The 21875-nt window shown below is 61.4% G+C and carries 23 protein-coding genes; 13 read left to right on the top strand and 10 right to left on the bottom strand.

Going from position 1 to position 21875, the window contains the following annotated elements; all coding sequences use genetic code 11:
* Positions 1-74: 74 nt before the first annotated feature.
* From LUA85_RS21625 to LUA85_RS15735, 3 genes are all read right to left on the bottom strand, one after another.
* The gene (locus tag LUA85_RS21625; RefSeq protein WP_256448254.1) at positions 75-200 is read right to left on the bottom strand and encodes a hypothetical protein; all 126 of its coding nucleotides are present in this window, start codon (positions 198-200) and stop codon (positions 75-77) included.
* Positions 201-436: 236 nt separating this feature from the next.
* Positions 437-1606 (bottom strand): aromatic ring-hydroxylating dioxygenase subunit alpha, encoded by a 1170-nt coding sequence (locus LUA85_RS15740; RefSeq protein WP_231471194.1) that lies wholly within the window; start codon positions 1604-1606, stop codon positions 437-439.
* A gap of 58 nt (positions 1607-1664) precedes the next feature.
* Positions 1665-2105 (bottom strand): nuclear transport factor 2 family protein, encoded by a 441-nt coding sequence (locus LUA85_RS15735; protein WP_231471193.1) that lies wholly within the window; start codon positions 2103-2105, stop codon positions 1665-1667.
* A gap of 209 nt (positions 2106-2314) precedes the next feature.
* Between LUA85_RS15735 and LUA85_RS15730 the strand changes: the two genes are divergently transcribed.
* From LUA85_RS15730 to LUA85_RS15715, 4 genes are all read left to right on the top strand, one after another.
* Positions 2315-3190 carry a helix-turn-helix domain-containing protein gene (locus LUA85_RS15730; RefSeq protein ID WP_231471192.1) on the top strand — a complete coding sequence of 292 codons (876 nt, stop codon included), beginning with the start codon at positions 2315-2317 and terminating at the stop codon, positions 3188-3190.
* A gap of 146 nt (positions 3191-3336) precedes the next feature.
* Positions 3337-4122, top strand: a complete 786-nt coding sequence (locus tag LUA85_RS15725; RefSeq protein ID WP_231471191.1) for an SDR family NAD(P)-dependent oxidoreductase — start codon at positions 3337-3339, stop codon at positions 4120-4122.
* A gap of 19 nt (positions 4123-4141) precedes the next feature.
* Entirely contained in the window at positions 4142-4651 is a 510-nt protein-coding gene (locus LUA85_RS15720; protein WP_231471190.1) for a VOC family protein, read from the top strand.
* 17 nt (positions 4652-4668) lie between these two features.
* Positions 4669-5730: an alpha/beta hydrolase gene (locus LUA85_RS15715; RefSeq protein WP_231471189.1), complete on the top strand. Its 1062-nt coding sequence runs from the start codon at positions 4669-4671 to the stop codon at positions 5728-5730.
* On the opposite strand, the gene LUA85_RS15710 is transcribed toward LUA85_RS15715, so the two are convergent.
* Entirely contained in the window at positions 5727-6230 is a 504-nt protein-coding gene (locus LUA85_RS15710; protein WP_231471188.1) for a nuclear transport factor 2 family protein, read from the bottom strand. The genes LUA85_RS15715 and LUA85_RS15710 overlap by 4 nt on opposite strands.
* Positions 6227-6640 carry a VOC family protein gene (locus tag LUA85_RS15705; protein ID WP_231471187.1) on the bottom strand — a complete coding sequence of 138 codons (414 nt, stop codon included), beginning with the start codon at positions 6638-6640 and terminating at the stop codon, positions 6227-6229. The genes LUA85_RS15710 and LUA85_RS15705 overlap by 4 nt, the downstream gene beginning before the upstream one ends.
* 127 nt (positions 6641-6767) lie before the next feature.
* On the opposite strand from LUA85_RS15705, the gene LUA85_RS15700 reads away from it, so the two are divergent.
* A complete protein-coding gene (locus LUA85_RS15700; protein ID WP_231471186.1) occupies positions 6768-7577 on the top strand; it encodes an SDR family oxidoreductase in 810 nt (269 codons plus the stop codon).
* Positions 7578-7790: 213 nt separating this feature from the next.
* Positions 7791-8510, top strand: coding sequence for a TetR/AcrR family transcriptional regulator (locus LUA85_RS15695; protein ID WP_231471185.1), 720 nt, complete (start codon positions 7791-7793; stop codon positions 8508-8510).
* On the opposite strand, the gene LUA85_RS15690 is transcribed toward LUA85_RS15695, so the two are convergent.
* Positions 8503-10071, bottom strand: coding sequence for an NAD(P)/FAD-dependent oxidoreductase (locus LUA85_RS15690; RefSeq protein WP_231471184.1), 1569 nt, complete (start codon positions 10069-10071; stop codon positions 8503-8505). The genes LUA85_RS15695 and LUA85_RS15690 overlap by 8 nt on opposite strands.
* Positions 10072-10291: 220 nt before the next feature.
* Here LUA85_RS15690 and LUA85_RS15685 point away from each other — a divergent pair, with 220 nt between their 5' ends.
* A complete protein-coding gene (locus tag LUA85_RS15685) occupies positions 10292-11425 on the top strand; it encodes a phosphotransferase family protein (protein WP_231471183.1) in 1134 nt (377 codons plus the stop codon).
* Positions 11426-11542: 117 nt separating this feature from the next.
* Here LUA85_RS15685 and LUA85_RS15680 read toward each other — a convergent pair whose 3' ends face one another.
* Positions 11543-12370 (bottom strand): SDR family NAD(P)-dependent oxidoreductase, encoded by an 828-nt coding sequence (locus LUA85_RS15680; protein ID WP_231471182.1) that lies wholly within the window; start codon positions 12368-12370, stop codon positions 11543-11545.
* Between the two features lie 134 nt (positions 12371-12504).
* Here LUA85_RS15680 and LUA85_RS15675 point away from each other — a divergent pair, with 134 nt between their 5' ends.
* Positions 12505-13335: an SDR family NAD(P)-dependent oxidoreductase gene (locus tag LUA85_RS15675; protein WP_231471181.1), complete on the top strand. Its 831-nt coding sequence runs from the start codon at positions 12505-12507 to the stop codon at positions 13333-13335.
* A 26-nt stretch (positions 13336-13361) separates the two neighbouring features.
* On the opposite strand, the gene LUA85_RS15670 is transcribed toward LUA85_RS15675, so the two are convergent.
* Complete coding sequence (locus LUA85_RS15670) at positions 13362-14429, bottom strand: phosphotransferase family protein (RefSeq protein ID WP_231471180.1); 1068 nt, start codon at positions 14427-14429, stop codon at positions 13362-13364.
* Positions 14430-14432: 3 nt separating this feature from the next.
* A complete protein-coding gene (locus LUA85_RS15665) occupies positions 14433-15533 on the bottom strand; it encodes a CapA family protein (RefSeq protein WP_231471179.1) in 1101 nt (366 codons plus the stop codon).
* Between the two features lie 140 nt (positions 15534-15673).
* On the opposite strand from LUA85_RS15665, the gene LUA85_RS15660 reads away from it, so the two are divergent.
* The 4 genes from LUA85_RS15660 (at position 15674) to LUA85_RS15645 (ending at position 19321) form a co-directional block, all read left to right on the top strand.
* Positions 15674-16450, top strand: a complete 777-nt coding sequence (locus LUA85_RS15660) for an SDR family NAD(P)-dependent oxidoreductase (RefSeq protein WP_231471178.1) — start codon at positions 15674-15676, stop codon at positions 16448-16450.
* Between the two features lie 168 nt (positions 16451-16618).
* Positions 16619-17866: an acyl-CoA dehydrogenase family protein gene (locus tag LUA85_RS15655; protein ID WP_231471177.1), complete on the top strand. Its 1248-nt coding sequence runs from the start codon at positions 16619-16621 to the stop codon at positions 17864-17866.
* A 41-nt stretch (positions 17867-17907) separates the two neighbouring features.
* Positions 17908-18564: a TetR/AcrR family transcriptional regulator gene (locus tag LUA85_RS15650; protein ID WP_231471906.1), complete on the top strand. Its 657-nt coding sequence runs from the start codon at positions 17908-17910 to the stop codon at positions 18562-18564.
* Positions 18565-18595: 31 nt separating this feature from the next.
* On the top strand, positions 18596-19321 hold the full coding sequence (locus LUA85_RS15645) for an SDR family oxidoreductase (protein ID WP_231471176.1): 726 nt from the start codon (positions 18596-18598) through the stop codon (positions 19319-19321).
* Positions 19322-19369: 48 nt separating this feature from the next.
* Here LUA85_RS15645 and LUA85_RS15640 read toward each other — a convergent pair whose 3' ends face one another.
* Positions 19370-20191, bottom strand: coding sequence for a VOC family protein (locus LUA85_RS15640; protein ID WP_231471175.1), 822 nt, complete (start codon positions 20189-20191; stop codon positions 19370-19372).
* Positions 20192-20395: 204 nt separating this feature from the next.
* Here LUA85_RS15640 and LUA85_RS15635 point away from each other — a divergent pair, with 204 nt between their 5' ends.
* On the top strand, positions 20396-21844 hold the full coding sequence (locus LUA85_RS15635) for a hypothetical protein (protein ID WP_231471174.1): 1449 nt from the start codon (positions 20396-20398) through the stop codon (positions 21842-21844).
* The last annotated feature ends 31 nt before the right edge of the window (positions 21845-21875 follow it).

The raw sequence follows: 21875 nt of genomic DNA, 5'->3' as shown, positions 1-21875 counted from the left end.
CATCCTGTTCTGGCAGCGCTCCGGGCCGGGCAGGAAATTGGGCGCCATACCATTGTCATTGGTAAACAAGCATTTCAGACCTGATTCTTGATGGTCTTTACAATCTTCATGTTTGATTGATGATGGTCCGCCTGGGAAGAAGTACTATCGGGCAGGTTGTCGGCTTCAGCTGAAAAGAAGCGTTTCGGTTCCAGGCTCACGTAAACGCCTGCCGTAGCGCCTGCAAAATCTCATGCACAATCCCATGCGGTGTTCATCATGCATGGCGACGAAAAAACGCCCGAACGCCATGGCGTTCGGGCGTGTACAAGTGTTGACGCGTCTTGGAAGGCTCGCTTGCCACAGGGCGAGGCTTGCGGCGGCGGCGCTGCCCTGCCTGCATTCGGCACGAGATGGAACGGTTCCACCCGAGCCGAATGCAGGACAGGAATGGCGATCAGCTTTGCATTTGCCCTGCAAGAACCTGGGCAACACGCTGCGATTCAGGGATCGTATCGATGCCGATTCGGCGATCAACCTCTTCCTCGAACCAATAGAGCGCACGCTCCTGATACCCGAAGGTCAGATGCGGGATCGTTCCTTGTGTCAACGAACGCTGGATCGAGCGGAACAGGCAAAGATCTTCCGACAGAATGTTGCGCACAATGCCGTTCATGGCCTGCCAGTGCTGCTTGTCGGCTTCTGTATCCACGTCCCAGCCCATCAGGCGAACTTCCATGATCGACTTGTCCGGCCCTGCTGGCCAGAAGCTTTGCAGCGAGAAGCCGCCGGGATCGAGCGCGAAGAAGGTGTTGGGAAAGGTCGGCAGCGCGATCGTGCATTCGCTGAACACGTCCGCCACATTATCGGGCTTGTACAGCTGCTGATCGAAGATCGAATCGCCCTTTTTCTTGCGCGTGGCAAACCGCATGTGGCCATTGGCGAACAGTGCGATCACGAAGCTTTGCGAATTGAGATAGGGGGCAAGCGTCTTCGCGTGGACGGTGGCAACGTGATAGATTTCAAGGAAGTTGTGCAGGGCCAGCTTCCAGTTGCAATCCATTTCGACGAGCAGGCGTTCCTTGACGACCATTTCCTCGATCGGATAGCCTACTTTCTGTGCCGATTGCGGCGCGAGAAAATCATCGAGCGGACCGGCATTTTCATCGAAGTTGATGAAGATCATGCCGCGGTTGACTTCGCATCGCACCGGCTTGAGGCCGTTGTCCGCCTTGTTCAGGCAGGTGAAGTCATGCTGGTCCGGGACCGATTTCAGTTCGCCTTCCAACGAATAGCCCCAGGCGTGATAGGGGCAGACGAACCGCATCGCCTTGCCCTTCTGTTCCAGCAGCAGCGCCGATCCGCGATGGCGGCAAGCATTGTGGAAGGCACGGATTGCGCCGTCCTTTGCGCGCGAGATGATGACCGACTGGTCGAGCTGGTGGAACAGGAAATAGGAACCGGCTTCTGGCAGTTCCGAAATGTGGCCTGCCAGCAGCCAGTTCTTCATCCACAGGCCGTCATGTTCAAGCTTGGCAAAACCGGGGTCGGTATAGCGGCTTGACGGGACTGGCGGCAGATAGGGAAAATCAGCCGGATGTTCGGCGCGCACGAGTTGCGCTTCCATGGTCCGGTGCAATAAGTCCAAGGCGTCGGTTTGCATCGCACTTCTCCTGGGAAAAAGGTCAGGCGTCTGCCATCTTCGAGGCGGAGGGGTCATCAGGCGTGACTGCGCCGAAGCAGCTTTGTGCAAGGAAGCTGCAACTGTATTCGCGCACTTCGGTAAATTTGCCGTCACGCAGTTTGAACACGAAATGATACGCGTTGTTGTACCGACGGCCGTTGAGCATCTCCATGTCGGTTTCGGCTTCCACCGCGACGCGACTGCCCTCAGCCGTCATCTCCAGCACCTTTAGCTGGATGGGTGATTTCAGCACGGTCGACATCGTGGTTGGCACTTTTGAAAACTGCTCGCGATTCCAGTTGTACAGCAACCACTCCGGCTGGCGCGCCATCGTCATGAAGTTGAAGTCTTCGGCGGTCGTTGCAAGAATTGCCGCTTCGTCGCCACGGTTCACCGCGTCGAACCAGCTTTGCACCACGGCCTTGTTTTCTTCGATACCCATAATCCTCACCCCTTTGGCGTCGTCCGCTTGATCAGCGGCATTGTTCTTTGTCCGGGCGTCTTCATGGTGATCGCCTCGCCTGGGAAGGAAGATGAACCTCGATTCGAATTTCACCCCTATCTAAAGGCGGGGGTTCAAATGGCTTTGGTTCTGCAAGTGAAATGCCAAAGTCCGACGTGAGAGCGGCTGAGTTCAAGAGGATCGAGCCTATGGCAAGTGTTTCGGCAGTCTTCGACGTTCCCGACATGCGCGGGATGGATTGTCATGTTGCCGGTCGCATGGTCTTGCCCCGCGCTACGGTCGAGCTGCATCATTATCGCTTCACCGGTCCGCAAAGCGGCACATTCCGTTCAGGGCGCGGTTTCCTTGACCTTGCGTTGTCACGCAGGCCCGGTGCGCCACTGGGGCATTACACCACGCTGCCGCGAAGCGAACCGATCCCGATGGGCGACATAATCTTCATTCCGGCAGGGCAGGACCTTGAAACCAGATGGGGCGAGGGCGAGCAGCGATCGATCTGCTGCGGTTTCGAAGGCCTGGCCGGTGGCGACATGGACCTGCTTGATAATGGCGACGCGCTTGAAGCCTCGCTTGATGTGCGCAGTCCCCATGTCCGTGATGCGCTGCTGCGGCTGGCGCGTGAAATCGAATGCCCGGATTTCGGCAGTTCGCTGCTGGCCGAAGCCTTGATGACCGAAGTGAGTGTGCAGCTTTATCGCTACTTTCGCCGCCCGGCAATTGATCGCGCAGGAGGGGGGCGGCTCGATCCCGCGCAACTGCGCCGAATCGAAGAAGCGATCGAGCAGCCCGGCAGGTTGCCGAGTGTCGCCGAACTCGCCAGCCTGTGCGATATGAGCACACGGCACTTCTTCCGCATGTTCCGCATGTCGACAGGGCAGACGCTTGCGGCCTATGCTGCCGACCGGCGCATTGCGCGAGCCAAGGCGCTGCTGGTGCAAGCGCGGCCGCCGATCAAGGAAATCGCCTGGCGTTGCGGCTTTGAAACACCGGCGGCGTTTTCAGCAGCATTCCGCAAGGCGGTGGGAACCACGCCCAAGGCGTTCCGGCAGGCGATCCGTCCCTGATGGGGCCAGCACCCGGCAGGGCGGCAGTCGCGCGATAGCAATGGCTGTCCGTGACGCAGGTTCACGCTTGATGCAGTCGCGCTGGTTGCGACAGACAGGGTCGATGGCACTTTCCAATGTGCCGCTGCATAAAAAGGGAGGGTGTCATGCCCAAAGACATGTTCGATCTTTCGGGCAAGGTGGCGCTGGTTACCGGCGCAAATTCCGGCCTGGGCTTCGCTTTTGCGCGCGGGCTGGCCAAAGCTGGTGCCGACATCGTCATCTGGGGCCGCCGCCCCGACAAGAATGAGGAGGCCGCTGAAAAGCTGCGCAGCCTTGGTGTGCGCGTGATGACCGGCAGCGTCGACGTTCGCGATGACGCGGCCATCGTGGCAGGTGTGGAACAGGCGGTGTCGCAACTGGGGCGGATCGATATCGTCGTGGCCAATGCCGGTATCGCCACTCAGGTGCCCTTCGTCGACATGACGCGTGAGGCCTATCGCGAACTGATCGACGTCAACCTTGATGGTGCGGTGTTCACTTTGCGGGCCGTGGCAAAGCACATGGTGGATCGGGCGATCGCAGGCGATCCCGGTGGATCGCTGATCATCTGCGGCAGCGGTTCCATCGCACAGGGCGTACCGACACTGGCGCATTACGGCATTGCCAAGGGCGGCCTGAACTCGCTGGCCAAGGCGCTCGCCGCTGAACTGGGGCCTCACGGCATTCGCTGCAACGTGATTGCGCCAGGCTTTATCGAAACCGAAATGACCTTTGCCGACCCGGAAATCGGTGCAGTGATGGCAGCGCGCGTTTCAGCCCGTGTGCCACTTGGCCGGATCGGCCAGCCCGGCGATCTGGAAGGCGCGGCGGTTTACCTCGCCAGCGATGCCGCGCGTTATCACACCGGCGATACGCTGGTGATCGATGGCGGCAAGCTGTTCGCCAACTGATCGCGAAAGGACCACAACCATGTTTGCGCGCCCGAACACCCAGCACAGCCAGGTGGCCTATGTCACCAACGACATCGACGCCGCTATCGAGGTTTTCCGCAGCGAATTCGACACACCCGGTTTTTATGTATTCACCAATGTCGGCACCGGATCGGATGAAAGCGGACCACAGTTGAAGATCGGCCTTGCCCGCGTTGGCGGGGTGGAAATCGAACTGATCGAACCGATCGGCGATACAGCCCCGCTGTTCAAGGACGTCCTGCCGGGCGGCAGCGAACTTGCCATCCGGTTTCACCACGTGTGCATCCGCATTGATGGACCGCTGGCCAACTGGGATGCCCATGTCGCCTCGCTTGATCTGGCGCGACACCCCATTGCATTCCAGGGCGCACTGGGAGATGTGATGCGCTTTATTTATACCGACGAGCGCAAGACGCTGGGGCATTATGTCGAGCATGTGTGGATGGCACCCGATCTCTATGTCCAGGTCACTGGCGCAACGCCCACTTATCCTGCCGCCATCACCTGATTTATCGGAGACCAGCCTTGCGTGATCCCATCGAACTGACAGTCGACGTAACCGATGCCGTCGCCATCGGCATGCCTGCACACACGGCCGTGACGGTTTTTCTGCCGGATGATGGCGCGCTGTCCAATCCGCCGGTGGTGTGCTTCGCGTTCCCCGGCGGCGGCTACAACCGCCGTTACTACAGCTTCGACATGCCAGACGGGCAGGGCGGCGGCGAGGCCGGATACCACACCGCGCGCGGGTGGATCTTCGTTGCCTGCGATCACCTGGGCTTTGGTGAATCGACCATTCCGCCCGACGAACTGCTCGATCTGGATGTGATCGCGGCGGGCAATGACGCCACTGTGCGCCATGTGATGGAACAGATCGCGACGGGTACGCTGGCGCAGGGTTTGCCGCCGATTGCCAATGCGACATGCCTCGGCATTGGCCAGTCGATGGGTGGATGCTTCGCGGTGGTGGCGCAAGGCAATCACGAAACATTCGATGGCGTCGGTGTGCTCGGTTACAGCGGTATCCATACCATCGTTCCAACGCGGCCCGGCCAGCCCGAAGCCGCATGGCCATGGGTTTCGCGCCGCAGCAAGCCGGGCGCGCCCAAGATCTACAACCTTGCCCAGCTGGCAGCATCAACCGGCCCGCAATTGGGCGATGCAGAAGCACTGCAAGCGGCGGCGCAAGCAGGGGAACATCCTTTCCAGTGGTCGTTCCACTATGACGATCAACCCGCCGACATCGTAGCGCTGGACATGAAGGCATCTGCCGGACTGGTCGATCCCTTGCCCGAATGGCGCTCGGCCACAACGCCTGCCTGCGGCATCACCATGGTAGCGCCCGGTGCCGTGGCGCTTGAGGCGGCCTCAATCCGTGTGCCCGTGTTCATTGGCGTGGGCGAACGCGACGTGGTGCCCGATCCATGGGCCGAACCCAAGGCGTTCAAAAGCGCAATCGACATCCAGCTCTACGTCTGCCCGCGCATGGCCCACATGCACAACTTCGCCCACACCCGCACCCAGTTCTGGGCGCGCATCCACAACTGGGGTGAAGGCGTGGCAGCGCAAAGGGCGCTGGCGGGTTAGGGCTTGACGCCCGCAAACACCGCATAGGAAGGATCGTCCTGGTCGCGCCGTCCGCCGAACGCGCCGACCAGAGGCGGGCCGGCGGCGACGATTTCGTCGATGTCCTGCACATATTCGCGGTGATCGATGGCCCAGCGGCCTTCGCGGCGGGACCAGCGGTCGAGGTAGCGGCCATAGACGTTGCCCTGCCGCAGTACGCCGTCCTGTTCAAATCGCAGCGTGGCGTGGACATAGGCTTCGCTGGCGGCGTGATCTGCGTCGAGCGTGATCAGGATGTTGGTCACGCGGTGCACGTGCGCGACCATTTGCGCGTGTGTGTCACAAACCCAATCGATGAATGCGCGTCCCGTCCCTTCAAACATCGCACCATAACGCGCGGTGCCGTCCGGGTGCCACACGGCATAGCCCAGTTCATGGTCGATGCGGTCCATCGCGCGGGCATAGTTCGCCAGCTGTTCGGTTATTGCCAGTTTGTCGGCTGTTTCATCGGGCGCGCTCATGCTGCGTTCTCCGCAAGGGTTTCAAGGGGGAATGCCAGTTCGACAAGGATGGCATTGGGATCGCGCACGAACACCAGATGCATGCCAATGGCCGGAACATCGGCCCGTTCGAACGCCAGCCCGGATCGCTCAAGCCGGGCGATGTGATTCTCCCGGTCAATGCAGCGCAGTGCGAAGTGGTCGATCATGCCGCGCTGCGCCACGCCGCGCACCGGGCCACCGTTTTCGATTTCGCGGTCTGCACCGACAAGGTGGACCACGGCCTGACCGCCCGCATCCTTGCCCCATGCGGCGCTGGCCATGTTCGCGCACCCCGGCGGCGGTTCCATGCGCAGGCCCACGACATCGCCGTAAAACGCGATGGATGCTTCCAGCCGGGCGGTGCGGATATTGACGTGATCGAGCGGCATTGCGGCATCACTCCCCTGTTTTGCAAGAGAATGCGCGCCGTGCCGCCCGCCCGCGCCTGACCGTTGGCAGGTGCGAGACTGCGCCGGCAGCCGCCCCTTGTCGGCACGAACAACATGGGAGAGTGTGATGGATCTGGGAATTGCAGGAAAGACCGCACTGGTCACCGGCGGGACGCACGGCATTGGCCGCGCGATTGCCGAAGAACTGGGGCGCAACGGCTGCCGGGTGGTGGTTGTCGCGCGCGGACAGGCCGGGATTGACGAGACGGTCGCGGCGATCCGCGCCGCAGGCGGCGAGGCAGGGGGCGTCAGTGCCGACCTGACGCAGCTCGATAGCTATCCGCGCATGGTGGCAGAGGCGACGGCGCTGTTCGACGCGCCGGACATTGCGATCTTTTCGCCGGTAGGCCCGCCCTCTGGACGGTTTGAAGACATGGCCGACGAGGATTTCCAGACCACCTTCGACAATGTGGTCAAGGCTTTCGCCCACTTCGCGCGCGCGGTGACGCCGGCAATGAAGGAGCGCAGATGGGGCCGCATCGTCACGGTCGGATCGGGCCATGGCCGCTTGCCAGGCCGCCGCGCCACGCTGGGCTTCGATTATGTTCTGGCCAACACCCTGCGTCCGTCCGCGCTGGGCCTCAGCCGCAGTCTGGCGGATGAACTGGCAGAATTCGGCATCACCGTGAACACGGTCCCGCCCGGATTTATCGATACCGGCGCGCAGTACGAAGCCTTCTTCCGCGAATGCGCCAAGGCAGTGAACCAGACCTATGAGCAGTTCATGGCAGGCCTGATCGACCGTATTCCGATGAAGCGCTTTGGCAATCCCGATGAAGTGGCCGGCCTGTGCGCCTTCCTGTGTTCTGCCCGCGCCAGCTACATCACCGGCCAGTACATGCTGGTCGATGGCGGACGCATGGAAATCTATTACTGAGGTTTTCAGATATTGAGGTTTTCAGGCCGTGGTGACATGCGTCGCTCAATCCGGTGGCACCACGGCCTGAACCCTGGCTTGCACCGGGGCCGGGCAGTTGCAAAGAGGGCAGGCGGGTGGCTGCATCGCTTTGGCAACACCTGATGTGCTCGCCTCGCGTGAAATTCCGTCACCAAATTGACACTTGTCAATTTAGATGCAAAAATACCTGGCATGAGCAAGGCTGCGCCAGATACTGATGCGCTCATCGGCCGACGGCGTGGCCGCCCGCCCGCCGATGCGGCCAGCGCCGTGCCTGAAGAGCGTGTGCTGCACCTGGCGTTCGAATGCTTTGCAGAATCGGGGTATGAAGGCACCACGGTTCGTGATCTGGCCAAGCGTCTGGGCGTTAGCCACAATCTGATCAATGTGCGATTCGGGTCGAAAGCCGATCTCTGGCGCAAAGCCGTGGACTGGCGCGTCGCGAAATTTGGCGCGCCGGTGTTCACGGTCTTTGCCCGCCACGATCTCGATCCTGAAAGCCGCCTGCGCTTGCTGGTTCACAGGTTTTGCGGTTGGGCGGCAGAAAACCCCAGCTTCATCGGCATAAGCCATGCCGAAGGCCGACGCAGTACATGGCGGCTCGACTATCTTGTTGCGCTGTACATCCACCCGTTCAAGCAAAGCCTCGACGCTCTGTTTGCAGAAGTGCTTGCTATCAGACCGATCCAGCAGATCTCGTCGTCGGCATTCATGGCCATGCTGGTTCAGGGCGTGGGTTTCTATTTCGCCTCGATGCCCATGCTCGACGCTTTGGGCGTTGGCGCGGAGGCTGACCCTGAAGCGATCCCTCGTCGGGTCGCGGAATTTGCCGATACATTGCTGGCCGGGCTGCTTGGCCCGACCAGCAATTCCAGCAAGGATCATCCGGCCGAAGCCGTCACCGTCACTTGATCTGGCGCAGGATGCGCTTGGCAGCGATCTTGCCCGGCAGACCGGAGATTCCCCCGCCCGGATGTGCACCGGCGCCGCCGATATACAGACCCGGCACGGCAGGCTTGGGGCTGCCGAATCCGGTTGCAGGGCGGTTCTGACCCGATCGGAGCGATCCGAAATCGATGTGAGTCACGCAGCCATTCGTGGCATTGAGCCGCTTTTCGCGATCGCGCGCGGTTTCCACAAAACGGCCGACCTCGGCATCGAAGCCGTCATAGTATTCCGACATCTGCGCGATCAGATCGCGCATCGTGCGGTCCTTCACTTCCTGCGTCCAGCCTTCGCGCGCATCAACCGCCATGCCTGGTACGTAGATATAGGCAAGACCGCCGCCCGCCGGTGCCTGCGAAGGATCGGTGTTCGAAAGCGGCGTGACTGAAACGGCGTGTTCCTTGGGAATATCGCCGCGCCGTGCCGCCGCAAAGCTTTCGCGCACCTGTTCGGGCGTACCGATATAGCCGACGGCCTTGTTGAGGTCCGCGCCATCGTGGCGCATGTCCTGATGGCGCTTCAGCGTCAGTGGCTTCGACATTGCGATATTGGCAAGAAACGGCGCGGCATTCGATCGGTTTGCCGGCGCATGCTTGATACGTTCCAGCAGGCGGCGCTCAACCTTGCCGGGCGTGGTCATGGCAAAGGCAGTGCGTGGATCGCAACTGGCGATCACGGCTTTCGCCTTGATGATACGGCCATCTTCCAAGCGTACGCCCCGCGCCGCGCCATCGTCGATGATGATTTCGGCAACCGGCGCATTCAGCAGGATCTTGGCGCCCGAAGCCTCGATGCTTTTGGCCATGGCATTGGCAAAGCTTTGCAGGCTGCCGATCGGTTTGCCCGTGCCCAGCCGGTGCAGCGCTGCAAGGATCATGTAGGCAGCACCGTTGCCATCGTCATCAACCGGACCCGCGCCTGCGGCCGTGTTGGTGAGCAAGGCGATATTGGCCGGGTGTTCGAACCATTCGCAGGCAATCTGGTCCGCCGTTCCTGCCGCCAGAATCTGAAGCTCGTTCTTCAGCTTCACGTTGCGCACCAGGCTGCCCACCATGTTGCCCAGGTTCTTCAGATCGGGCCTGCCGGGTTCTGCCATCATCATCGGGAAGCCGATGTCCATCAACCCGTTGAGCAGATCGAGGAACTTCAGATAATTCTTACCGTCCTGACGGTTCAGGCGGCCCATGTCTTCGGCCGTCTGCTTGGGATCGCGGAACAGACACACACTGGCGCCCGACGGATCGAGATAGGCATAGGTCGGATCGGGATCGACCCAGCGCAGCCCGTGCTTTTCCAGTTCCAGTTCCTCGATCAGCCCGCTGCCGCGAACGAACAGCAATTCGACCGCGCAAGGCGTGACGAGATGGCTGGGCGCTTCGGGGATCATGTAGCCCGCGCTGGTCATCCCGCCGACTTTGCCAAGACGCTCGACCACGATGACACGTTTTCCGGCGCGGCTCAGATAGCCCGCTGCGGCCATGCCGTTGTGCCCTGCACCAACGATGACGACATCTGCTTCTTCGGTCACTTCAGGCTCTCCAGCAAGCGGTACGCAAAATTGGCGACCGCTGTTGTAGGCAGCATGATTACGGAGTGTTTGATGACGCGCCTTCCATAAGACAGGTCATCAGACCAGCGTGACGCTGTTTTGGGAACTGTGACGCGCGCTTTGCTGCGGTGCAGATACCGGATCGTCGCAGCCTTGCGCGATTCGCGTAAATTCTGGAAGTGACAGGAAGGGAATTGCAATGTCGGTCAAGCTGGACGCAAAGACAGTCCACGATCGGTTGACCAGCTGGCTGGTGAATACGAAGCCTTCGTGGGAAGGCCTGACAGTCGCACCGATGGATGTCGTGCTCGGCTCCGGCTTTTCGGCCGAAATCTTCTTCGTCGATGTAGACTATACCGAAGCAGGGCAGCACTTTCACCGCACACTGGTGGTCCGTCGCCAGCCGCAGACGTTCGAAGTGGTGTTCGAAAGCGATCTCAAGCTTCAGGCCAACATGATGGCCGCACTTGATGCGCGCGGCGATCTTCCGGTGCCGCCGTGGGTGGGCAAGGAAGACGATGCCTCGATCCTGGGCGCGCCGTTTCTGGTGATGGGCCGCGTCGAAGGCCAGGCGGCAACGCAGCGTCCGAACTACAATGTCGAAGGCTGGTTGACGCAACGTACCCCGGCCGAACGTCTGACGCACTTTACCAACGCGCTGACTGCGCTGGCAAAGCTGCACGAAGTGGATTGGCAGGATGGTTTCAAATTCCTCAATCGTCCTGACCGGGGCGCGCCGGGGCTTGAACAATACCTCGGCTATCTGGTTGATTGGCATGCCGCGCGCGGGCAGGGGCGCAAGCTGCCGATCGTGGATGCGGCGATGCAGTGGGTGCTGGAAAACCGCCCGGACAATACCGATACCTGCGTGTTGTGGGGCGATCCGACGCCGTCCAACGTGATGTGGCGGCCCGATGGCAGCGTTGCCGCGCTGATCGATTGGGAACTGGCGGCACTAGGCCCGCGTGAACTGGATTTGGCATGGTGGCTCTATTTCGACGATCTGTTCAGCCGTCGTTTTGGCGTGACCAGGCTTGAAGGCCTGCCCACGCGCGATGAAACCGTGGCGATTTATGAAAAGGCAGCGGGCCGCAAGGTCGGCAATCTCGATTACTACGATGTCGTCGTGGCGCTGCGTATGGCGCTGGTGGCAGTGGGCGCGTTCGACCGGCAGGTTTCGCTTGGCAATATCGCGGCGACCAACACTTCTGCCGACAACAACTTGATGACCCTGTACATCGCCGAAAAGCTGGGACTGCCGCTGCCCGAACTGGGCAACGATTTCCGCGATTTCATGCGCAACTTGACGCCGGTGGAAGAAGCCGCCGACTGAATTTCCGAAACGCAAAGCCCACCCCCAACCCCTCCCGCTTGCGGGAGGGGAGCGAGACTTACGTCTCCGAAGGAGGCGTTAGTCGCAGCGGGGTGGGCATCGCACTACCGCCACCCCTTAAAGCTGGTTGCTGCCTGCTTCTGCAAACAGGCGCTGGAAATCGACCATGCTGGCCTGATGCGCGGTGAAGCCGCCATCGACGGGGATCATCGCGCCGTTGATGAAGCGTGATTCGTCCGACGCCAGAAACGCGACGACATTGGCGATATCGCGCGGGGATCCAAGTTCGGGGTTGAGGTGGTGCGCGAGCAGCACGTCCTTGACCGCCTGCGGGGTGGAATCGATCGCGTTTTCGCTGAGTACAAAGCCGATGGCGATCACGTTCGAACGTACACCCTGCTTGCCATATTGGGTGGCGATGAACCGGCCAAGGTTGATCAGGGCCGCCTTGCTGGCACCATAGGCGGTCAGCGTCATTTCGCCCAGCAGGCCAAATCCCGACGCAGAATGAATGATCGAACCGCCGCCGCCCGCGATCATCGTGGGCAGCACATGCTTGCATAGCAGCATCGGCCCGCGCGCATTGACGGCGAAAGCCTTGTCCCACGCATCGGCGGGGAGGTTGATCACATCAAGATCGCGCGCGCGCTGTTCGTTGGTCTGGAAGGCGGCGTTGTTGTGCACGATGTCGATTCGGCCATGCTTTGCAGCGATGGCGCCAACCGCGCGGGCAATGTCGTCTTCGTCGGTCAGATCGAACACCGCTGCTTCCGCGCGGAACCCTTGGGCGCGCAGGCTCGCTGCGGTCTCCTCAACCCGGTCGGCCATGATGTCGTTAAGGATCACCGTCGCGCCACGATCCGCCAGCACGGCGGCAACTTCGGCGCCGATGCCTTGCCCCGCACCTGTGATGATGGCGACGCGGTCGCTGAGGGGTTTGATCATGCTTGTCTCCTGAACGCTCGGCCCGAAATTGTGCGGGCACAGAGAATGTGTCACGCAGGCCCGGCACCTATAAAACGATAGGCACACTTGCGCGCGAAGCAATGAAAGTCTGCGATCACAAATCAGGAAGAGAGATGCACATGGGCGTACTGGACGGGAAAGTGGCGATCGTGACGGGGGCCGGCTCCGGCATCGGGGCTGAAATCGCGCACGAACTGGCACGGCAGGGGGCCAAGGTTCTGGTTGCGGCAAGCCGCGCGGAAAGTGCAACGGGCACAACGCAGGCTATCCGCGATGCAGGCGGGCAGGTCACTTCGGCGTTTGGCGATCTGGCCGATCCTGCAACAGCGCAATTGCTTGTGGATGCGGCTATCAGCGCGTTCGGCGGGCTGGACATCCTGATCAACAACGCCGCCGTGACCGATGCCGCTACGCTGGCCAAGGACGCCAACATCGCCGACATGGACGCGGCCACGTGGGAACGCACACTGCGCGTCAACACGATTGCGCCCGCCCTGCTGTGCAAGGCCGCAATCCCGCACATGATTGCGCGTGGCGGCGGGTCCATCGTGATGGTCGCATCGGGGCGCGGCGTTCAGGGCGATCTGGGCATGCCCGCCTATGGCGCATCCAAGGCGGCGCTGATCAACCTCGCGCTCAATGTTGCCACGCAGTATGGCAAGCAGGGCATCCGCGCCAATTCGGTGGTCGTGGGCATGGTGATGACCCCGCCGCTGGCTGCATCGATCAGCCCGGAAATGATCGAACTGTTCACCGCCCATCACCTGACGCCCTACGTGGCCGATCCGCAGGATATTGCCGGCCCGGTCGCGTTCCTTGCATCGGATGCCGCGCGGTTCATTACCGGCGCAACGCTGGCGGTCGATGGCGGGATGACGTCTCACGCTGCGCCGTTTGCCGATGTGATGAAGCTGTCATCGGCGGGTATGTTGAAGCAGGATTGACGCGTGAGGCGGGTCGCTGATCTTTTTCAGCGCCCCGCCTTGAATTCCGCAAGATAGTGGGCGAGCCGGTCTACCAGAAAATCAGGCAGGGCGGCAGGTGCTCCCATGTCCTTGTCGTTGCCGTAATTGCGCACCGACAGGATCAGGATCTTCAGCGCGGCGACCGCCATGTAATAGCTGAACTGCGGCATCCGTCGCCCATAGATCCGCTCGAACCCGGCCACCGCTTCTGCCCCCCGCGGCAATCCGTCCATGCGGGGCACACCGAAATTCTCGCTGAACACTTCGTCAAGATAGACCCAGTGAGCCAGATCGACTTCGGGCGGGCCAAGCGTCGCCACCTCGAAATCGAAGAGTGAGACAACTTCGGTGCCATGTGTCTGGTACATGGTATTGCCCAGCCGCGCGTCGTTCCACACCAGTCCTGATTCCGCCGCAAGCGGTGCGTGTTCTTTGAGATAAGCGAGCGCTTCGGAGATGATGGGGAAAGATTGTCCGTTGCGCGCCCAGTCGAACCATTTCCCCACGAACTGATCGAGATAGAATACGGCATCGGGCGCGCGCCGGGTGCCTTCGGCCAGAAACGAAAAGCAGCGCCAGTCGATCCGGTGCAGCCGCGCCATTTCCTCGATCCCGTTCCACCAGCAGCGGGTGCGGTCACCAGTGGGAAGATCGGCGACCCAGCCTTCCTGGTGATAGCTTGGAAAATCGGGGGGAACCCGGCCGTCGATCCTGTCCATCAGGAAAAACGGTGCGCCAAGTATTGTCGGATCGCGTTCGGCAAAGTCGATGTTGGGGACTTTGACCGATGAATTGGCGGCAATCGCGCGCATTATCCGGTATTGATGAAACACATCGGCCAGCATCGGCACAGACACATCGCGCTGGATCCGGGCGACCAGCCGGCGTTCGACCGCCTTGCCATCTTCGTGCCAGCGCGCCACGAACAGGATGGTGCGGCTGGAAAAGCCCTGCGCCGGTTCAACGGCATCGGTAACTTCGACCGAGGGGGAACCCGGCAGGCGCGCCGAGAGCCAGAGGCCCAGGCGTTCGACTGCATCTTCGGTGTGGATCGAGGTTTTGGTGTCTGTCATCGGTCAACCCAGCACAATTCGGCCATCGGCGTCCATCGAACCGTTCAGTTTGGCAGCGGCGGTACGTTCGGCCACCACGCCAAGAATGGCGTCATAGTATGGCTCGCCCGGATTCAATATCTGTGGGCGACCGCTGCTGCCAAGATAGACAGGCACGATCTGGACGCCGGTAATCGTACCGTCCGCAATCGTGACGGAGGCGGCCAGCCCCCGGCTGGTTTCATCCAGTAGCGGCGCTGAAATGCCCGAAGGCGTCTCGTCGCGCGACCAGGGCGAAATCATCGCGAACTTGCCCATATTATAAAGGACCGCCTTTCCTTTATAAACTTCGAAACCCTTGATCGGCAGCGGTCCCTGGCTGACGATCAGATCGACGCCCGCATCGATGAACGCGCGCGCCGCTTCGCGCTGGTAATCGGCAATGGCCGATACGTGCTCCAGAATGCCCCAGTGGCAACTCAGCACCACCACATCGACTTGGGCTTTGAGGGCGGTGATACTTTCGATCATCGCGGCCAGATCATCGCGATTGACCAGCGTGCGCGTGTCCGGCTCCACCCCCCAATCGTGCCAGCTGTTGTTTTCGGCATAAGTATGGCGGCGCAGCGGCACGATTCCCGGCGTTCGGCGTCCGGCATGGGCTCCGGGCAGGAAGCCCGACGTGCAGGCCAGAAACCCGATCTTGTGGCCGTTGCGCTCGATTATCACCGGCGCGCGCGCGCTGGCGATGGTATCCCCGCCACCGACCGGGGCGATGCCGGATTCCTCCAGCAGCGCAATGGTGCGCAGGAACGCGCGATAGCCGCCGTGCATGGTGTGATTGTTCGCGACGGACATCACGTTGAAGCCCGCAGCCCCCATCATCGCAATGCTTTCCGGCGCGCCGGGTGCGAACAGGTCGCCCAGATCGAAATCGTCGTTGATGTGCGCTTCCACCGGGTGCGTGTCACCCGCCTCTTCGGCATAAGGCCATTCGCAGTTGCCGAATGTCACGTCCGCCGCCGAAAGAACTGGCGTGACCGCTGCAAACAGGTCTGCCGGTGGCTCGCGCGTCATCAGTTGCAGATCACCGACCGCAAACAGGCGCAATGTTCCCTGGGCCATCTAGCTGTTCCTCTCAATATGGCGGTGAAGCTGTAAGGCGTGACGGGAACGTGCCCCTATCGTGTGGCCGGTTGAGGCATATCGAAACACATTATTGCAGGCCTGATGAACAAATAAATCAGCGGGTGGGGACGGGAAAAATGACAGGACTCTTTTCGGGCAAGGTCGCGCTGGTGACAGCGGGTGCCGATGGAATCGGGGCCGCCACTGCCCGCGCTTTCGCCAGCGAAGGTGCCGCGGTGATGCTGGCAGACATCAACGATGCTCTGGGCGAAGAACGCGCCGAAGCCCTGCGCGCAGAAGGATTTGTCGCACGCTATCTCCACGCCGATGCGACGGACGAGGCACAAGTCGAGGCGCTTGTCCGCCAGACCGTTGAACAGTTCGGCGGATTGCATCTGGCCGCAAACGTCGTGGGCGATGCCCATCCCGATTCAGCAGGGCCGGACCTCCACACGCAACCGGTTGCGGCGTTCGACCACACCATCACAATGTGCCTGCGCTCGACCTTCATCTGCCTCAAGCACGAGATCGCGCACATGGTCGAAAACGGCGGCGGCGCGATCTGCAACGTCACCTCGCTTGCGGGCATGATTCACAATGGATTTGGCGGGGCAGGGTACGGTTCGGGCAAGGCCGGGGTGATCCGGCTGACCAAGTTTGCGGCGGTCAGTTATTCCGATCGCGGCATCCGCGTGAACTGCATCGCGCCGGGCGTCACGCCGACGCGCGCCTATTACAAGTTCGGCGATGAATACGCCAAGGTGCTGATCGGCGAACAGGTGGTAAACCAGCCGATCAAGCGCGCGATCGGCTGCGATGAACAGGCGGCCGGTATTGTTTGGCTGTGTTCCGATCAGGCCAGCATGGTCACAGGCCACGTTCTGCCCATCGATGGCGGGTGGACCGCGCAATAGACGTTCGGCTGTTTTTGCCGCGATTGCGGTCACGCTTTCCGCTTCTCGCGGCGCAGTGCGCGATAGCTGCCACTGGCCATTCTGAATGATCCAGAGGCATGTGTTTCTTTGAGTGACATTATTGTCATTTCATAATATGGGCGATTCATGGATTGGAGAGGATTGCCCATGCCATCGCCTGTAGACACTATCGCCCGTCCCGCTGTTTCCTGCGTCCATGATCCGGTGCCGGTTGCCGCCGCGCTGGTGCCGCTGCTTGCCGAACATGCGCAGGCCTGTGAGCGTGAAGGCCGTATCCAGCCGCCGGTGATGGACGCATTGCGTGAATCCGGATTGTTCCACATCACCGCGCCACGCCGTGCCGGAGGTCCGGGCGGAACGCTGCTGACCCATATCGAAACGGTGGCACAACTCGCGCAGGGTTGCGTCGGCACGGCATGGGCGTTTTGCCTGCTGTCCGGTGTGACCGGCACCGTGCTGGGTTTTCCCGCTGCGGTGACCGACATCGTTTTTCGCACGGGCAATGAACTGCTGTGCAGTGCATCGGCGCCGACCGCCATGGCAAAGCCGGTGCCGGGCGGTTATTCCGTGACCGGCAAGTGGGGCTATGGTTCCGGGTCCCGGCATGCCGATTGGGGATTGAACGGGGTTCAGCTCCTGGATGCGGACGGCGCCGTTACCGAAATGGCAATGGCATTCGTCGATTTGCGCGATCCAGCCTGTTCGCTGCTCGATGACTGGCATGTGGCGGGTATGGCCGGATCGGGCAGCAATACGATTGTGGCCGACCATCTGTTCGTGCCCGAAGCGTTGATCCTGCGCCCGTCGCAAAGTCCACCGGCAGAAGTCCTGCTGGCGATGCCGGGATTGGAACCGCGCGACCTGTGGCCGATGGAATCGCTGTTCCCGTTGGGCGTCCTTCCCCCGATGCTTGGTGCCGCCACCGCCATCCTTCGCGCCGTCGTGAAGTCCGCCGGAACCCGACCCGTGGTGGGCTGGACATATGAAACGCAGGCCGCGTCCCAGACGCTCAGCGCGATGATCGGGCAGTCGGCGCTTGAGATCGATTCGGCATGGATGCATATCCGCCGCGCGGCGGGGATGATGGACGATACTGCTTCACAGCGTGTCCTGACGGGGTTCGACAAGGCGCAAGTTCAGGCCGATTGCGGCTTTGCCATGGGCTTGCTGCGCACTGCGGGGAACCGGCTGCTGGACGTGGCGGGGCCGGGCGCGTTCGCTCTGAACAATCCATTGCAACGGCTCTGGCGCGATCTCAATGTGGGCAGCCGTCACAATGCACTCAGCAGCCATCTTTCGACCGAGCTTTACGGACGTGCGCTCACCGGCCAGCCATCGAATTTGCGCCTTCTGCCCGATATCGGCCCTGTCCCGGCGTGGGCTATCGTAGCGTGACTTCGCGCCCACCCGCGAACGGGGAAAATGCGCGCTTGCGCGTGGCAGCCGAACGCCGTGACCGGATGCGGGCGCGGCTGCTTGAAACTGTGCTTCAACTGTATCAGCCAGGCCGTGACAATACGGCGTTGGTCATCGATGACGTGATACGTGCAGCAGGCGTATCGCGGGGGACATTCTACAAATATTTCACATCGATCGAACAAGCCGTCGATGAACTGGGCGAAAGCCTTGCCAATGGCATGATCGCCGATTTCCGGGCGCTGTTTGCCGCTGAAACCGACCCGGCGGTGCTGGCCATTGGTGGTTCGGCCATCACGATGCTGCGCGCGTGGCATGATCCACGGTGGGGCGGGTTCACCTGCCGGGTGGATTATGTCGATTACTTTGCGCGGGCCAGCGCGCAGGATGCGCTGGTCCGCGACGCGCTGCGCGCTGCGCGCGACAACGGGCAGATGCACTTCGGTTCGCTCGATATCGCGGTTGACCTGATCGTCGGGATGACGATCGAGGCGCGCCGCAGGCTGTTGCGGGCATCGGATGACCCGGCACGGTACATCGATGAAATGCTGGCTTGCACGTTCGCGGGCCTGGGCATGACCACGGATGTCTTTGCACAGGCAAAATATTCCGCCTTGGCCCGCATTTCGGAAGGTGCGGGCATCTTGCGCTGGTGGTCCCCCGATCTCGCTGCCTGAAGTGCGGCGGTGAGTGGGAGAGACGGAAATCATGGGATCACTGGACGGAAAGATTGCCGTCGTGACCGGCGCCTCAGCCGGGATTGGCGAGGCCATTGCGCGCAGACTTTGCCAAGCCGGGGCGACCGTGGTGCTGGCGGCGCGGCGCGAGGAGCGGCTGGCTGCACTGGCACAGGACCTGGGCGGCCAGACCGGCTATCTGGCCATCGATCTTGCGCAACCTGAAGCGCCTGCAAAGCTACTGGCCCATGTGCAGGAATATTACGGTACGCCCGATATCGTGGTTCATAACGCTGCCGTGTTGCACGTGGGATCGGTCGAGGAGTTCGACCTTGCCCATCTTCAGCCAATGATCGCGATCAATTACGAATCGGTGGTGCGCAGCTGCTATCTGTTTGCGCGCGCGATGAAGGCCGCAGGGCAAGGACAGATCGTCAACATCTCCAGCATCGGCGCCAACATCACCGCGGCAGGAAGCGGTATTTATGGCGGCCTGAAAAAGGCGCTGGAAATGTTTACGGATTCACTGCGGATCGAACTGGCAGGTTCCGGCGTGAAAGTCGGGCTGGTCGCGCCGGGCACGACCAGTACCGAGATATTCGAGCCGATGAAGGCAGAGGGCAAACCGGCGTGGGACAGTTACATTCCCGCGCTCGATCCCGATGATATCGCGCGGGCCGTGCTGTATATTCTGGAACAGCCGCCACGCGCCAATGCCGCACGTGTGCACGTCTATTCAGCACACGAAGGCTTCTGATCGCATGGGCGCCAGCCAGCGGTGCTGCTGGCTGGCGCCGGATAATCATCAAAGGCCAAGCATTTCCGCATCAGCCGATTCAGGATAGATCGATAGCGGGAAGCCCTGAACGGTCGGCCCGAAGAAATATGCAAAACCGCCACTGGCAAGTTGCTGGCGATGGCGGACCGAATATCCCGCAGCCTCCAGCGTGGCGCGCGCGCCTTCGACATCGTGATGGACGATATCCACCGAAACCAGCGCGCTTTCATTCCCATCGAGCAGAGCCGAAGGGCCTTCGATCAGGCGGACGCGATGGGTGCCCGAAAGCCCGCGACGGCCGAAGCCCGCAGGATTAAAGGGGTGGAATTCCATGTCGTAGCACTGCTTCAGACTTGCGGCGAGCGCATCGATATCCTCAGAAACCAGCGTCACGCAGCCGACCTTTGGCGGCTTGGCGTCATCCAGGGCAGCAAACGGAAGTTCCGACCGGATCTGCGCCTCGTTCACCCCTTCCGTACACGCGAGGAACTGGATGCCGTGGAAATCCCGGCCGAACAGATATTCGTCGACCGCCGGAACCGGAAGATAGCTGATCGCGATCGGTTCATGGCCTGCGGCTTTCAGGCGCGCGCGCACCGATTCCGCATCGGCCACGTCCACCGCGATCTCGATCAAGCGGTCGCCCTCGGCAAAGCCCAGACCTTCGGCGCCGGGTTGAATCGGCTCGATCCCATGTTCACCGAAGCCGACCTTGAACGTGGCGTCGGGATAGACTTCGGCGATGAGGCCGGGCGTAAAAAATGTGAAGCCGAACAATTCACCCATCCGCCGGGTAAAATCATCCATATCGTCGACTCGCCACGCCATGCGGCAGAACTTCGGCACCATCAGCATTCTCCCATACCCGTCGGCTTGAACATTTTCGCGGCCGATCAATTGCTGCGCCGGAATTAGGCACGGCATTACAAGGCCATGCCCCGCCTTTTGGTAGGAAAGCCCCTCAGGCGCGATGCGTATCATCGGGGAGAAGGGCGGTTCCGGCCTTACAGGGAAACGAAGAATCCCGTCCGGTGCCAAATCATGGAGAGCAAGATGGCAGAGGCACAAGATCCCACCAACCGCGGCGCTTCCGAAAGCGCTGACCAGCTAGAGCGGATAACCCGCTGGGCCGAAGCCAATCTGGGCGGCAAGGTTACCCGCATCGAACGGCAGCGCCGCTGGCGCCCGGTCTGGCGCGTAAGCATGGAAGACAAGGGCGAGGCCCGCGAATACCTGTTCAAGGCAGACCGCGTCTGGGCGGCCCATCCCTATGCTCACGTTCATGAGATGAACCTGCTCAATGTGTTGGCCGCACACGATATTCCCGTGCCGCCGCAGCGTGGCTTCTGCATTGATCCGCCAGCCATCGTCATGGATTGGGTGCGCGGCGGACGCGATCCCGGCCTGGTCATGGAAGCGGTGGAAAGCGCATCGACGATGACGCCCGACCGCTGGTCGGCATCGCTTCAGTACATGGAGCAGCTGGCGGCCATGCACAAGATCCCGGTCCCGGCGCTTGAAGCCATCGGGTGCTCCAGGCCGGAAGGCCCGACCGAGCTTGCGCTACAGCACTATGAACGCTTCCATGCGATGTACGAAGAGCAGGGCATCGTCGATCCGCCGATGGAATTTGCCACGCGCTGGCTGCGCCGCAACGTGCCGCAGCACCGCACACGCATTTCGCTGGTGACGGGCGATTGCGGCCAGTTCCTGTCCGAAGGACCCGATCTGACGTGCGTGATCGACGTCGAAATCGGTCATCTGGGCGATCATTCGCATGATCTTGCCTGCTTCCGCGGCCGCCATCCGGTGGAAAACATGGGCGATCTGCCATCGCTGTTCCGCCATTACGAAAAGGCGCTGGGCGAACCGCTCGATCTGGACGTCATTGCCTATCACACCGTGGCGTTTCTCGGCGTCGGTTACTTCGGCCCATTGTTTGCCCTGGGGCGCACCGATCCCGGTGGCGACTGGGTGGAAGCGGCTGTGCAATGCGCCTTTATCGGGCGCCGCATGCTGGAAGCGCTTGCCGAAGTGGAAGGCATCGAACTGGACGAACTGACCCTTCCCGATCCGCGTCCGTCGCCGCTGGAAGAAATGGCCCTGACCAAGCTGGCGGCCGACCTTCACCGTCTTCCGCTCAGCGAAACCTTTGCCAGCTGGCAGCGTGGCATTCTTGCCAGCGTACCGGAATATCTGCTGAATCAGGCGCGTTATCGTCGCTGGGCAGAAGACGCCGACCTTGCCGAGCTGGAAACTTTGCTGGGTGAACGCCCGGTTGATCTGGCCGATGCCGACAAGAAGCTTGTTGCGTTCATCCGCACAGCCGGACCGGAACATGACGCTGCGCTCACCAAGCTGATGCACCGCCGCCTGTTGCGGCAGTGCCTTATCATTGCCGGACCCGGTGCACCTGCCGATCACCTCGCATTGATGAAGGTCGAACCTTTGCTGGATGGCCGGATGGACCGGGTGGGTGATCCCGCACTGGCTTTTGCCTGAAAGGCGTGACGTGAGCGGCGGTATTCCGCCG

The organism is Novosphingobium sp. CECT 9465 (assembly GCF_920987055.1).
Taxonomy (GTDB): Bacteria; Pseudomonadota; Alphaproteobacteria; order Sphingomonadales; family Sphingomonadaceae; genus Novosphingobium.
Note: the sequence above shows the minus strand (reverse complement) of the source record. Positions and strands in the feature narration are given on the sequence as shown.